Raw genomic sequence first — 12,987 nt, 5'->3', positions numbered from 1 at the left:
CGGATTTTCTGGCGTTTATTTTCCTGCTTCGAGAACAGTTGCGAAGAAGCCGTCGCAGTTCTGAAGCCCAGGCAGCGTCCGCAGGCAGCCATCGCGCACGGCTGCCGTCAAATCTGCGCCTTCCTTTAGCGTGCCAGACGCAGCCAGCTTGAGAAGCGAATCTTCAAGCTGAACTTGGTGGGTGTCCGTGCCTGCAATTACATTCTCGACCACCCGCTCACACTCCTCCGGCTCCAGCGAGCAGGTTGAGTAGATCAGCCGCCCTCCGGGAGCGAGGCGCTTCAACGCCGCGCTCAGGATTGCTCTCTGCCGGGCTGCCTGACGCGTAAACTCCTCCGGTTTCAGGCGGTGGCGAATCTCCGGATTTCCGGCCAGCGTTCCAGTTCCGCTGCAAGGAACATCGCAGAGGATCAGATCAAAGGTCTGGTCTCCCGACGGCGTGGTGGCGTCTGCGATCGCGCAGCGGATCCGCTCAGCATAGGCATAACGCCGAAAGCGGGCTTCCGTCTGGGCCAGCCGCTTTGCGCTTATATCGGTTGCCGTGATCTCTGCCGAGGCCAGCCGATGGGCCAGAATCAGCGTCTTGCCACCCGGAGCGGCACAGCAATCCCAGACGGTCTTCGCTGCAGGCATCGCCACTGCCGCAAGCTCCGCCACTAGCCGCGAACCATCGTCCATTTGCGGAAGATCTCCGCCGGTCTCACGGAACAACGAACCCTGGGCCGGCTCTTTCTGGTCGGCCTCACAGATCTTCAGCGCCGCCTCGCGGCCATACGCCGCCACCCATCGCTCTACCAGCCATTGCGGGTGGCCGAGGCGCTCGGAGAACGCCGCGACGGACTCGAAGACTCGCTGTCCGGGCTTCTGCGCCGCTGCGAGTTTACGCAGCACGGCGTTAACCATTCCCGTTGCATGAGGCTGTCCTGCGGCACGGCACAGCTCGACGCTTTCGCCCAGCGCCGCATGAGCAGGAATGCGGTCGAGATGCAGCAGTTGAAATGCGCCTATCCTCAAGGCCAGCGCAACCGGCTCTGCAAGTCTCTGCTCTGGCCGTTGCAGTAGACCACGCACTCGCGCGTCCAGAGCAATCTGCCAACGCAGGACTCCCATCACCAGCGCCGTAGTGAGGTTTCTATCTTCAGGTGAGAGTACCTCCATACGGGGAGAGTGCAAAAGCTCGTCGCTGTGACCTTTGCCTTCGCCGACCAGCGTCAGAATCTCGAACGCCGCCAGCCTGGCTGGTGCGATTTTGCCAATCGCAGCTTCGGCAGAAGCAGTTGGTCCGGCAGAGGCTGGCCGCTTTATGGCAGCGGCTCGATTTATCTGCGATGGTTTCTGTAAGACTGGTTTGTTCTTCATATTTGCAGCCGTTCGCCGCTTTTTATCTGGTAGCCGTTTAGAAATTCGGCTGCGCTCATTCGCCGCTTGCCTTCCATCTGCACCTCGTCCAGACAGACCGCGGTGTCGTTAGCGCAGACCAGCAGCATCGCATTGTCCTGCACAAAAAGCGTTCCGGGTTCGCCGCCGGTCGGGTGTGCTGTCACATGCATCTTGTGAACGATCAACTTTTTACCGCGCAAAGTCGTGTGCGCTCCCGGCCACGGCTGAAAACCGCGCCAGCGATCGTAAACACTCTGTGCGATTCGCGTGCAGTCGATGAGGCCATCCTCGCGCTTCAGAATCGGCGCCAGGGTTGCCAGCGAATGATCTTGAGGCTGGCAGAAGATAGACTTGTCGGCCAGCCCGCATAGCGTCTCCACCATCAATTCCGCTCCAACCGCGGCGAGGCACTCATAGACATCGACCGCCGTCTCCTCCTGTCCGATGGGAACAACCTTGGCCAACAGCATGTCTCCGGTGTCGAGCCCTGCGTCAAGTCGCATCGTCGTCACACCGGTGACATTTTCCCCGTTGGCGATTGCCCATTGAATCGGCGCGGCTCCACGATACTTTGGCAGCAGCGATCCGTGCAGATTGATGCAGCCGAGCGGCGGCAGGTCCAGCATCCACTGCGGAATGATGCGCCCATAGGCCACGACCAGAATCGCCTCGGGACGGATATCTTCCAGTTGGGTGCGGAACTCGAAGTTGTTCTTGATCTTCTCCGGCTGGGCTATCAGGATTCCGCGCTCCAGCGCCACGCGCTTTACCGGAGGAGGCTGCATCTCCATGCCCCGGCCAGCGGCGCGGTCGGGCTGCGTCACCACAAGAGCTACGTCGTGGTCCGCTGCGATGACCGCTTCGAGGGTAGGAACAGCGAATTGTGGTGTGCCGCAGAAGACTAGTTTCAAAGTGGGTTCTCACTTCTGGTGACGGCTTTACACCGAGGGGCACCGATCAAATACAAGCGACGACAGAGACAGCCATTACCACTCGCCGTTCTTTTGCAGCTTCTTGATCTTGCGGATGATGAGGTCGCGCTTCAGGCGACTTAGCCTGTCGATGAATAAGATGCCGTCCAGATGATCGATCTCGTGCTGCATGGCGCGGGCCAGCAGTTCTTCACCCTCGACTTCGATGGAATCTCCGTTTACGTCCTGCGCGCGCACCTTCACCCATGCGGCGCGCGATACCTTCTCCCGAATTTCGGGCAGGCTGAGGCAGCCTTCTTCTTCGATCTGCTTGCCCTTGCGCTCGATAATCTCCGGATTGATGAGAATGACCTTCTCGTCAGGATTCTTTTTGAAGCTGCAATCGATGACTGTAATGCGCTTCGAAATGTTGATCTGCGGCGCGGCCAGACCGATGCCCTGCGCCGCATACATCGACTCGAACATCTCCTCGACGAGCTTCTTCAGCTTCGCGTCGAATACCGTGACCTCTTCTCCGCGCTTTGCCAGCACGGGCGCTGGCCACTTTACAACCTCATGTATTTTGCCCACTGATTGATTCACCGATTTTTCTGCTGTCTGGCTCACTTAATATGCTCGAATCTGCTCACAATAGCCGTTGAAGTTTCGCTGCATCTCGCGCAACGAATCGCCGCCAAACTTTTCTATCACCAGGCGCGCGATGGCCAGTGCCACCATCGCCTCTGCCGCTACACCAGCGGCGGGAACGACGCAGACATCGCTGCGCTCGTAGGCAGCCTTGACCGGTTCGCGGGTCTCGAAGCTGACCGAAGCAAGCGGGCGGCGTAACGTCGAGATGGGCTTGAGATAACCGCGCACCACGATGTCCTCGCCGTTGGAGATGCCACCCTCGATGCCGCCGGCGTTGTTCTGCTCGCGAGAAAACTTTGTAAAACCGCTCTCGCCTTCGTAGCCGATAGCATCATGCACCGCAGAGCCAAGAGACTCTGCCGCAGTAACTCCACGCCCGATTTCAACTGCCTTTACCGCTTGCAGGCTCATCACTGCCTGGGCGAGCAGGCCGTCCATGCGCTCGTCCCAATTAGCGTGTGTACCAACGCCGGGAGGGAGGCCGTGAACGACGACTTCGAATACGCCGCCGATGGTGTCGCCGGTGCGAAGAACGGAGTCTACCTCCGCCTTCATTGCGGCTTCGCTTTCGGGGTCAACACAGTTCAGCAGAACTTCATCCTTGGCTTGCAGCGCAACAATTTCCTCCCATTGCGCCGGGCGTGAAAGCTCAGCCTTACCTACGCGGATGACGTGGCTGGCAACACCGACGCCGAACTCTTTGAGCAGCAGCTTGGCAAAGGCTCCCGAGGCTACGCGGGCTGCGCTCTCGCGGGCGCTGGCTCGCTCCAGCACATAGCGAGCATCCTTAAAGTCGTACTTGAGGGCACCGGCGAGATCGGCATGTCCCGGCCGCGGCGAGGCGACGGCCTTGTGCTTTTCCGGGTCACCCTCTTCCACAGGAAGAATCTCGGTCCAATTCTTCCAGTCGTTATTCGCCAGCGTCATGGCGATGGGCGAACCGATGGTCTTGCCGTGGCGAACACCGCTGAGCACATGCGCCGTATCGCGCTCGATACGCATGCGGCCTCCGCGGCCATAGCCCTTCTGGCGGCGCCACAGCTCGCGATTCACAAATTCAAGATCAACCGGAATGCCTGCCGGCATTCCACTGACCATGGCCACGAGACTTTCGCCGTGGCTCTCTCCTGCTGTCGAAAATCGAAGCATTTCCCTCACTTAAGCGTCGCAGAGGCGCACCAACGCCGTAATTCTGATTGTAACAATCCGGCTGACGATGTTGGGCGCGAACGTTTCAGCATCGCGCCACAGCGCTCAGTTTGCGTCCGCAAATCGGCCCTGCGGCTCTATGAGCCAGTCGGCGCGCGTGCTCGGCTCACAATATTCTTCACTGCCAGGTTTCGAGAACAGCATCTGATAGATACTGATCTTCGCTTTTCTGAACGCCTCGGCGGAGCCGGCCATGTAGAGCTGCCAGATGCGATAGGTCTCTGGATCGGCGTAGTTGAGCAGATCGCGCTTGCACTGTTCCAGCCGATCGACCCAGCCGTGCAGGGTGCGCTCATAATGTTCGCGAAGACACTCGACGTCGCGGAGTTCGAAGCCCGCCTGCTCCGCCTCGGTCGTCACAATAGGTAGCGTCGCTAACTCCGTATCGGGAAAGACATATTTGCGAATGAACGATGGCCCATGTTTTTTATACTCGTCCAGCGAAGAGACGATGCCATGGTTCAGGAAGGCGCCACCAGGTTTCAACAATTTCTTGACGGTTTCGAAGTACGTGCCGAGGTTTTGCCAGCCGACGTGCTCGAACATCCCGACGCTGGCGATCTTGTCGAAGGTGGGAACGCCGTGGTCGAGCTCCCGGTAGTCGCAGAGGCGGACCTCGCATTCGGAGTCCAGGCCTTCGTCGGCGATACGCCGCCGTGCGAAAGCAAACTGCTGCTCGCTGAGCGTAATGCCGGTGGCGTGGACACCGTAGTACTTGGCTGCATGGAGGATGAGGCTGCCCCAGCCACAGCCGATGTCCAGCATCTGGTCTCCGGGATGGAGGCGCAGCTTTTTGCAGATAAGGTCAAGCTTGTTGCGCTGCGCCTCTTCGAGGCTCTCGGAGTTGCGGCAGAAGTAGGCGCAGGAATACACCATGGTAGGTCCAAGCCAGGGCGCGAAGAACTCGGGTGGCTTGTCATAGTGAAACGAGATGGCTTGCCTGTCGCGGCGCAGCGTATGCACAAAGAGGTCGTTGAAGGCGTATTGGAGTCGCTTCAAGGCCTTGGTTGCCAGGATAGCGATGCGACGCGCGGATAAAGGACTTTCTATACTATGCTTCCCGCTAAAGACAAAATCAGCGAACTCGAACATCGCGAAGATGTCGCCTTCAACTTCAAGATCGCCTTTCACAAAGGCATCTCCTAGTGTGAGTTCCGTGGGGTTCCACAGGAGGGCCTTGAGGACGTTCAGCGATTTGACGATTATGGTGAACTCGGGCAGGGCGGACCCGTAGGTGGCGCAGGTATCGTCCCACAGCCGCAACTCAAACGAGGGGCCATGATAAGCCTCAAGTTCATGGGTCAGTCCGGCATAAAGTTTATGAGATAGGGCATCAGCTTTGGTGGCCGTCGGCATAACGTCCTCCCGAATGATCAAATCCCAAACTAACCCAATAATACTCACTTCGATGCGGTTTCGATTGGACCCGATGCTGAAAAGGGACGTCGCAAGACTGCCTTCAATCGTTCAGGTAGCCGCGTGAGTCGAGCAGCGGGCGGTCCATGCTGCGAACCCACTCCGTCATCTCTTCGCTGGATCTTCCGCTCGCTGTGGCGGCTGCAAATTCGTTTCGTAGCACCTGCATCTTCGCTTCCAGATCGTCGAGCACGTTTAGCAGCAGCGCCTCGGGAGTCATGGGTAGTTTGGGCGAGCCGAACTCATACTTGCCGTGGTGGCTCAGAATCATGTGTTCTACCAGTACGCGCAGCTTTTCGGGAAACGGTGCCAGCTCCTTCACCTTTTCAACCAGCATTCCCTGGGCAATGCTGATGTGGCCGATCAGCTGGCCTTCGAGCGTATAACCGAAGCTCTTTTGCCAGTGGAGCTCGCGGGTCTTGCCGATGTCATGCAGGATCGCCCCGGTGACGAGCAGGTCCGGATCTACTTCGGCATAAAAAGGTGCGGTGGCCAGGCAGACACGCACCAATGTAACAACGTGCTCAAGCAGGCCTCCCAGCCAGGCGTGGTGCAGGCGCTTGGCCGCTGGCGCACTGCGGTACGCTGCCGCGATTGCCTCGTCATCGAGGAAGGAAAAGACCAGCCGCTTGAGGTCGGCGTTCGTAAATTGCGAGACATACCCCCGGAGTTCCGCCCACATCTCATCGACGTCGAAGCGCGTTGCGGGAAGGTAATCAGCCGGGTCAACCTCGCTCTCAGCAGCGTTACGCATCTTCTGCAGAGTGATCTGAAACTTACCCTGATACTTGCTGACCTGCCCCTGCACCTTGACATAGCAGCCCTCTGAGCAACTCGCCAGCGCATCGGCAACCTCGTCCCACATGCGGGCTTCCATCGTTCCGGTCTTGTCGGTCAGGGTAAGCGCAAGATACTGGCCGCCCTGCTTTTTCTCCCGCACCGACAGTGAGGACAGTGCGAAATAGGAAGTCACCATGACGTTATCGAACTTCGCCGCGTCGGCAATAAAGAAGTCTTTCATGTACCTCAGAATAACGCGCCATGACCAAATAAAACCCTGCCCCACAAACAACAGCGCGAGAGCCGGAGCCCTCGCGCTGTTGCAGATTGGGTTACAGCTAGTTCGGCGTTGTGGACGCGGGTGGCGTGCTTGGTTGCGCAGCCGCCGGAGCCGTTCCCAGACCTTCGCCAAGCGACGGATTCACCGTCGGCGCGGGCGGCGGAGGGGGTGCCGTCGAAGGCTTCGGCTTATTCTCCAGCCGTTCCTTCTTTGCTCCCTTGACCTTCACCTTTTTCTTCTTCTTTGCCGTATCACCATTTAGACCTAGAGGAGCGGACTGCGTCGTCCGGTCCGCACTTTCCAGGGCAGTTGGTCCTTCCGGCGTCGCTGCCGCCTTTTCTTTGGCCTTTCGCCTTCGGGCTGCCTTCTTTTCTGCGATTACGATCTTCTCGCGAGAGGCGAACCGGGTCTTCGTGGTGGGCTGGGGTGCGACTGGCGTAAGCGGATTGACATCGGCCGCCTGGGAGGCGCTCTCTTCGCTGTTCGTCATGGCTGCGCCCGGAGCGGCAGTGATGGCCGAAGCGGATGCAGCTCCGGCACCGACGTCGCCGCCCACCGCTGTCTCCTGCGGTCCGGCGGGCAAAGGATTGCGAGGAGCCTGTCCGAAGCGGACCTTCTCGCGTTTGATCTTCTTCGTCTTCTTCTGCTTGCCATTGGCTGCAGGCGCAACCGACGCTACCGAAGTCGCGACAGCCGTTGCAGGCGGAGCACTCGACCGCTTGCCCTGTGCCGCAAACCGACCACTGCCATTGCTTCGGTCGAACCGTTCCTTTTTCTGGACCTTCTTCATTTTCTTGGAGACGGGTGGAGCATAGGCCGTAAATTGGGGCTTCGTCTCATTGGCGCTCGCACCGGAGTCTACGAATCCCGGAGCAAGGTCGATGAAGGCATCCTCGCGCAACTTCGTAAGATAAGCCCGCAGTGCAGGCTGCAACTGCTCCATGTACATCGCTTCCTGAACCTGCGGCTCGACTTCTTTGAGAGGTGGAGTTCCCGCAGCCTGATGCTCGGTCACCTTCAGGATGACAAAGCCCTGACGGGTTCGGATAGGAGCAGTTACCTGGCCGGGCTGTAGATCGAAGGTCTGGTCTTCCAGAACTTTGGGCAACGCGCCACGTTTGTACAGACCCAGGTCGCCGCCCTGAGCAGCCGTCGACCCACTGGAGTAGGTCTTCGCCAACTCGTCGAATTTATCGCCCGCCTTGATCTTCGCTTCGACATCGTCGGCCTTCGCCTTGGCCTGCGCCAGCGCAGCGTCATTTGCGTCAGCGGCTGTAGGAATCAGGATCTCGCTCAGACGAACCTGCTCGGGAACGGCGAAGTCTTGCTTATGAGCGTCGTAATAGGCCTGCTCCTGCCCTTGCGTCATTTGCAGGCGCCGTCCAACTTCGTCGCGCACTACCTGCTGGGTGATGACGCTGTCACGGATATTCGCCTTGAAATCTTCAAACGAAACGCCCTGCGCTGCTGCGGCCTTTTCAAGCGCCTCCATGGAATCGAGGTGGTTCTGCTTGCGAATCTCGTCCAGCCTGCGAATGACCTCAGCATCTGCGTTCAGGCCCAGTTCCTTGCCTTTGGACAGCAGCAACTGCTTGTCAATCATGTCGCGCAATAGATCTCTTTGCCGCTGGGCGGCCTCAGCCGGAGTGGCGTTGGACTGCTGGTCTTCGCGGGCGAGTTCCTGCTGCGCGCGTTCCACGTCGCTGCGGTTGATGATCTGGTCGTTCACGCGAGCGACCACATCCTCCACCACCGTGGCGTTCGGCGTAATAGGAGCCGGAGTCGGCAGCGACAGTTGCGGCTCAGGTGCCGTCGGTACGTTCAAAGGACTCTGATACCGTGGCGCCTGCGCCACTCCCGGCAATGCCAGCACACTAAGTCCCAATACCACCGCAAACTGCGAAATTCTAAAGGTCATCGTCACTCGTTATCTTCAATTAACTTCTGCGACTTGGTCGCCGTCGCGCGGAACCACCTTGCTGGTTATTTGACTGCCGGCAGCAATAGACGGTATCCGATTCACCATTCTAACTGCCCTGCACTTATCTAGCGAATCCCCTCTACCCCCAGCAAGCGCTCACCTCCCGATGCTATACTCCGTCCAAAGAGGGCGCGCCCATGATACGCATTTCCTGCGTAGAAATTGAGCACTGTTTCCCGCTTTTTTGAGGTAAATCAAGCAAATGGCTCCCCGCACCCGTCGCGCACTCTTTATTGCCACCCTCTTCCTGGCCAGTTGCGCCGTGCTCGGCACATTTATCAACCAGAAGGTCGATGCCCAGTCGGCGACGGACGAATCCACGCTCCGCGACTCCCTCCATGACTTTACGAATGTCTATGCTCTCGTCGAACAGAACTACGCCGAGCATCTTGACTCCGACAAGATCGACAAGGCCATTTACGATGGCGCCATCCCGGGGATGCTGCATACGCTTGATCCACACTCCAGCTTCCAGGACCCCAAAGCCTTCGCCCAGATGCGCGAAGACCAGCATGGAAAATATTACGGCGTCGGCATGTCGATCCAGCCGCAGCCCGATCCCACCGCGAAGAACGGATTGAAGATCGTAGTTCTCGCCCCCTTCGAAGGCGCGCCAGCTTATAAAGCTGGCATTCGTCCAGGTGACGTGATTGTGAACGTCGATGGAAAATCTACCGAAGGCATGGACTCGGCAGCCGTCGCTTCCCTCCTCAAAGGGCCTCGCAACACCCATGTTTCCGTCACCATGAGCCGCGAAGGCAGCCCCAAGCCGCTCGTCTTCGACCTGGTCCGCGAAGAGGTCTCACGCCCGTCGGTTGATCTTGCCTTCATGATCCGTCCCGGCATCGGCTACATTCACGTCACCAACTTCATGGAGACGACCAGCCGTGAGGTTGGCGATGCTCTGGATAAGCTCGGCGACATCAACGGTCTCGTCATCGACCTGCGCGGCAATCCAGGAGGCCTGCTGAACGAGGCTGTCGGCATGGCGGACAAGTTCCTCGAAAAGGGACAGATCGTCGTCTCGCAAAAGGGTCGCGCCTTCCCCGACCAGGTCTATCGCGTCTCCCACGGCGAAGAGGGTAAGAAGTATCCCATCGTGGTTCTCGTTAATCGCAACACCGCCTCGGCGGCTGAGATTGTCTCAGGCGCGTTGCAGGACCACGACCGCGCGCTGATCGTCGGTGAAACCACCTTCGGCAAAGGCCTCGTCCAAACGGTCTTCCAACTCAGCGAAAACACGGGACTTCTGCTGACCACCTATCACTACTACACACCTTCGGGCCGCTTGATTCAGCGCAACTATAACGGCGTCTCACTCTATGACTACTATTACGTCCGCGACGACGCTGCCAAGCCCGACAAGAGCAATCTCGAGGTCAAGCTCACCGACTCCGGCCGCACCGTCTACGGCGGCGGCGGCATCACGCCGGACGATGCTATCCCGGATGTTAAAGCGAACGACTTCCAGGGAAGCCTTCTCCAGCACTACGCCTTCTTCAACTTCAGCAAGCACTATCTTGCGACGCATACCGTCAGCAAAGACTTCGTGGTTGATGACGCCGTCCTGCAGGACTTCAAGAACTTCCTCAAGTCCCAACCTGAGCCGATCCCGTACACCGATGCCGACATCAACGGTGTACTGGACTGGGTGAAGGAAAGCATTAAGAGCGAACTCTTCACCTCGCAGTTCGGGGAGCTCGAAGGCCTGAAGGTGCGCGCTGACTGGGACCCACAGATAGCCAAGGCAATCACTTTCCTGCCCCAGGCACAGGCGCTCGAAGATCACCTTGCGGCATCGCAAAAAACGACGCTGGCCAACCGCTAGCAACAGTTCCATCCAAAGCAAAACGCATCGACTCCAGTCGATGCATTTTGCTTTAGTGCTCATATTTTTAAGGCTTGTCGGATATCGAGCTTTGGAGCGGGAGACCGGGATCGAACCGGCGACATTCAGCTTGGGAAGCTGACGTTCTGCCACTGAACTACTCCCGCCCATCCATCCAGGCGATATTTTGGTGGAGCTGAGCGGGATCGAACCGCTGACCTCCTCGTTGCGAACGAGGCGCTCTCCCAGCTGAGCTACAGCCCCCCACCAGATGCGCATCGCAATCCGCCTTCGCGGGCGCGCGCACTGTCAAACGACATCTCCGAGTGTATCAGCAAGCAGCCCACCGCTCAAAGCTCAAACCGTGTCCACGCGACCTGTCACTGCAGTACCTGCTGCCAGCGGCTTTTCCACCACATGCCATACCTCGCCGTCAGCGTCCACCACGACCCCAAGCACCGGGACCGTGAGCTTTGTGCCGCTCGGGGCAACCGCTTCGAGCGCACCCATATCGCCCGCACGGAATTCCGTTCGGTCCAGCGCCATCTGCCACCGCTGCCGCCCCGCCACGCGCGATTCCTCGCGAATATCCACTACAACAGCCGCAAACTCCACGCTCACTCCTGCACTCATTTGAAATCCCCAAGCTGTTCTACATCATTCAATCGGCCCACCGGATATAGTCCCACACGGTTCGATGCGAACCACGGCGAGCGATCATAGAAAAACTCCAGCCGCGCCTTGGCATCTCCGGCAAACGCCGGATCGCTCGACACCTTCTTCTCAAACTCTTCTTTCAGCTTCGGATCTTTTGCCATCATCTCCCGCGCCAGCGACTCCAGCACATAGGCCTCGCCATACTCCTTCTGCTCAAAGATCGAGTCGAAGAATCCCCACTGCAATGCTGAATCCGGAGCCACAGGTTCCAGCCACTCCATCACCACCCTCGACAGCCGCTGATTCAGCCGCACCACCGCCGAGCCAGCCGGGTAACTCATCTTCTGCTGGATCATTACGCAGCTCCCAAATTTGCCCGGATCGTGCGCGGCCTCGCCATTGAACGTCGGATGCCGTCCCTCAAACGGAGGCTCCTGCCACGTCATCCCCGTGCACTGGTACGTCTCGACGTTGCCCGTCCAAGCCTTGGTCGTGCGCTTCATCTCTACCTGGTGAGCCGCCAGCACACCAATCACGTCCGTCCACTGCGCCGGAATGATATAGGCCGCCGGAGGAGCTGCCTCCGCCGTCACCTTATACCCTGTCTGCATCGGCAGAGAGACGTTCCACGGCTCATGCGAATACTTCACCCACATCGCTCCTGAGACCGCGCTCAACTCGCGCGTGTACTTGTACCCGCGAAACAGCACCGGAGTCGTCTGCCCACCCCATGCCAAGGCCAGCGGAAACTTCGTATTGCTCAGCGGGTGCGCACCCAAGCTATCGGCCTGTTGATCCGCCGCCGCATTCAGCGCAATCACCTTGTCGGCATCACGGTTCATCAACTCCATCAGGCCCGCGAGAATCTCGTAGTTCCCTGTCACTCGCGTCTTGTAGTCCTTCAACATATGCAGCTCGACCAGCATCCCTGGCCGCCCCTCCAGCACCATGTATCCGGTAGAAAAGCGCGGCGGATCGTCATTGAACCCCAATCCCTGCGCGGGATCGTTGTCATTCACCAGGTTGATATAGGTCGGAAAAGCCAGATGACCATGAGCGTCTACATATTTCTCCAGCGCAGGCGTCGCAACGTCATCCACCCACGTCACCGTGCCTTGTGGCAGGTTCGGCCCATCGTCGATCGTGAAGGTCACATCGTATTGATAATCCGCCCCGTCGGTCACATGGTCATCGACAAAAAAATCCGGCAGCCAGTGATGAAACATCGCCATAAACGCCCGCGTCTCCGGCGTATCCGCCTTCAGGTAATCGCGGTTCAGATTCAGGTTCGTCCCATTTCCGCGCCAGCCCATCTCAGCTGGACCATCCTGATTGATACGGTTGTACGGGCTGCGCCGCTCATGCCCGTCGGCGTTGTACATCGGGATAAAGACGAAGACCGCCCGGTCCAACAGCGCGGCCTTGGTCTTGTTGATCACCATATCGCGAAACAAGGCTAGACAGGCATCCTTGCCATCCATCTCTCCCGCATGGATCGAATTTTGCACCAGCACGATTGGCCGCTTCGCCGCATGAATCGCCGCCGGATCAAAAATCCCGTCGCGGGAGGCGATCACAATATTTAGCTCGCGCCCCTCACCCGTCTTACCAAAGCCCTCGATCTTCACCTGCCCCGGAGCCGCCGCCTGCACCCGCCGCAGATATGCCATCGTGTCGTCATAGTCGGGTGTGGTGGCATAGCAACTCTTCTCCGCCGGAGTCAGCCACGTCGCATCCCCACTCGGCACGCAGGCAGTAGCCGCACGCGGCTGAAGACTGCTATCCGCCACCGTCTGCGCCACAGCACCGACCGATCCCAAACACAAAACCAACGCTGACAGCCGCATGAAAGAAAACAAATCCGCCATCCTAGAAATCCGTGTGATCGGTGCCG

The 12,987-nt window shown here is 58.7% G+C and carries 10 protein-coding genes and 2 tRNA genes; 1 reads left to right on the top strand and 11 read right to left on the bottom strand.

Going from position 1 to position 12,987, the window contains the following annotated elements; genetic code table 11:
• Positions 1-15 precede the first annotated feature (15 nt).
• The 7 genes from P4G45_RS04890 to P4G45_RS04860 all read right to left on the bottom strand — a co-directional run bounded on the left by P4G45_RS04890 (position 16) and on the right by P4G45_RS04860 (position 8,545).
• Positions 16-1,359, bottom strand: a complete 1,344-nt coding sequence (locus tag P4G45_RS04890) for a transcription antitermination factor NusB (RefSeq protein WP_348268554.1) — start codon at positions 1,357-1,359, stop codon at positions 16-18.
• The gene (fmt, locus tag P4G45_RS04885) at positions 1,356-2,291 is read right to left on the bottom strand and encodes a methionyl-tRNA formyltransferase (protein WP_348268553.1); all 936 of its coding nucleotides are present in this window, start codon (positions 2,289-2,291) and stop codon (positions 1,356-1,358) included. Before fmt ends, P4G45_RS04890 begins: the two co-directional genes overlap by 4 nt.
• A 75-nt stretch (positions 2,292-2,366) precedes the next feature.
• Positions 2,367-2,894, bottom strand: a complete 528-nt coding sequence (def, locus tag P4G45_RS04880) for a peptide deformylase (RefSeq protein ID WP_348268552.1) — start codon at positions 2,892-2,894, stop codon at positions 2,367-2,369.
• 24 nt (positions 2,895-2,918) lie between these two features.
• A complete protein-coding gene (gene aroC / locus P4G45_RS04875) occupies positions 2,919-4,091 on the bottom strand; it encodes a chorismate synthase (RefSeq protein ID WP_348268551.1) in 1,173 nt (390 codons plus the stop codon).
• Between the two features lie 105 nt (positions 4,092-4,196).
• A complete protein-coding gene (locus P4G45_RS04870; protein ID WP_348268550.1) occupies positions 4,197-5,507 on the bottom strand; it encodes a cyclopropane-fatty-acyl-phospholipid synthase family protein in 1,311 nt (436 codons plus the stop codon).
• A 103-nt stretch (positions 5,508-5,610) separates the two neighbouring features.
• On the bottom strand, positions 5,611-6,588 hold the full coding sequence (locus P4G45_RS04865) for an HD domain-containing protein (protein WP_348268549.1): 978 nt from the start codon (positions 6,586-6,588) through the stop codon (positions 5,611-5,613).
• A gap of 97 nt (positions 6,589-6,685) precedes the next feature.
• Positions 6,686-8,545, bottom strand: a complete 1,860-nt coding sequence (locus P4G45_RS04860; RefSeq protein WP_348268548.1) for a peptidylprolyl isomerase — start codon at positions 8,543-8,545, stop codon at positions 6,686-6,688.
• A gap of 265 nt (positions 8,546-8,810) precedes the next feature.
• On the opposite strand from P4G45_RS04860, the gene P4G45_RS04855 reads away from it, so the two are divergent.
• The gene (locus P4G45_RS04855) at positions 8,811-10,436 is read left to right on the top strand and encodes a S41 family peptidase (protein WP_348268547.1); all 1,626 of its coding nucleotides are present in this window, start codon (positions 8,811-8,813) and stop codon (positions 10,434-10,436) included.
• A 92-nt stretch (positions 10,437-10,528) separates the two neighbouring features.
• On the opposite strand, the gene P4G45_RS04850 is transcribed toward P4G45_RS04855, so the two are convergent.
• From P4G45_RS04850 to P4G45_RS04835, 4 genes are all read right to left on the bottom strand, one after another.
• Positions 10,529-10,603 (bottom strand) — tRNA-Gly (locus P4G45_RS04850).
• A gap of 21 nt (positions 10,604-10,624) precedes the next feature.
• A tRNA-Ala gene (locus P4G45_RS04845) sits at positions 10,625-10,700 on the bottom strand.
• Positions 10,701-10,793: 93 nt separating this feature from the next.
• Positions 10,794-11,069 carry a hypothetical protein gene (locus P4G45_RS04840; protein WP_348268546.1) on the bottom strand — a complete coding sequence of 92 codons (276 nt, stop codon included), beginning with the start codon at positions 11,067-11,069 and terminating at the stop codon, positions 10,794-10,796.
• On the bottom strand, positions 11,066-12,961 hold the full coding sequence (locus P4G45_RS04835) for a M14 family metallopeptidase (protein ID WP_348268545.1): 1,896 nt from the start codon (positions 12,959-12,961) through the stop codon (positions 11,066-11,068). Before P4G45_RS04835 ends, P4G45_RS04840 begins: the two co-directional genes overlap by 4 nt.
• Positions 12,962-12,987 lie beyond the last annotated feature (26 nt).

Source organism: Edaphobacter paludis, assembly GCF_039993895.1.
GTDB classification, from domain to species: Bacteria; Acidobacteriota; Terriglobia; order Terriglobales; family Acidobacteriaceae; genus Edaphobacter; species Edaphobacter paludis.
The sequence above is the reverse complement of the archived record's forward strand: the minus strand, read 5'-3'. Positions and strand labels throughout refer to the sequence as shown.

Excerpts from the sequence above, each read along its gene's own strand:
- P4G45_RS04855 (WP_348268547.1), top strand. The coding sequence starts at position 8,811 with ATGGCTCCCCGCACCCGTCGCGCACTCTTTATTGCCACCCTCTTCCTG.
- aroC (WP_348268551.1), bottom strand. The coding sequence starts at position 4,091 with ATGCTTCGATTTTCGACAGCAGGAGAGAGCCACGGCGAAAGTCTCGTG.
- P4G45_RS04865 (WP_348268549.1), bottom strand. The coding sequence starts at position 6,588 with ATGAAAGACTTCTTTATTGCCGACGCGGCGAAGTTCGATAACGTCATG.
- P4G45_RS04860 (WP_348268548.1), bottom strand. The coding sequence starts at position 8,545 with ATGACCTTTAGAATTTCGCAGTTTGCGGTGGTATTGGGACTTAGTGTG.
- P4G45_RS04835 (WP_348268545.1), bottom strand. The coding sequence starts at position 12,961 with ATGGCGGATTTGTTTTCTTTCATGCGGCTGTCAGCGTTGGTTTTGTGT.
- P4G45_RS04890 (WP_348268554.1), bottom strand. The coding sequence starts at position 1,359 with ATGAAGAACAAACCAGTCTTACAGAAACCATCGCAGATAAATCGAGCC.
- P4G45_RS04840 (WP_348268546.1), bottom strand. The coding sequence starts at position 11,069 with ATGAGTGCAGGAGTGAGCGTGGAGTTTGCGGCTGTTGTAGTGGATATT.
- P4G45_RS04870 (WP_348268550.1), bottom strand. The coding sequence starts at position 5,507 with ATGCCGACGGCCACCAAAGCTGATGCCCTATCTCATAAACTTTATGCC.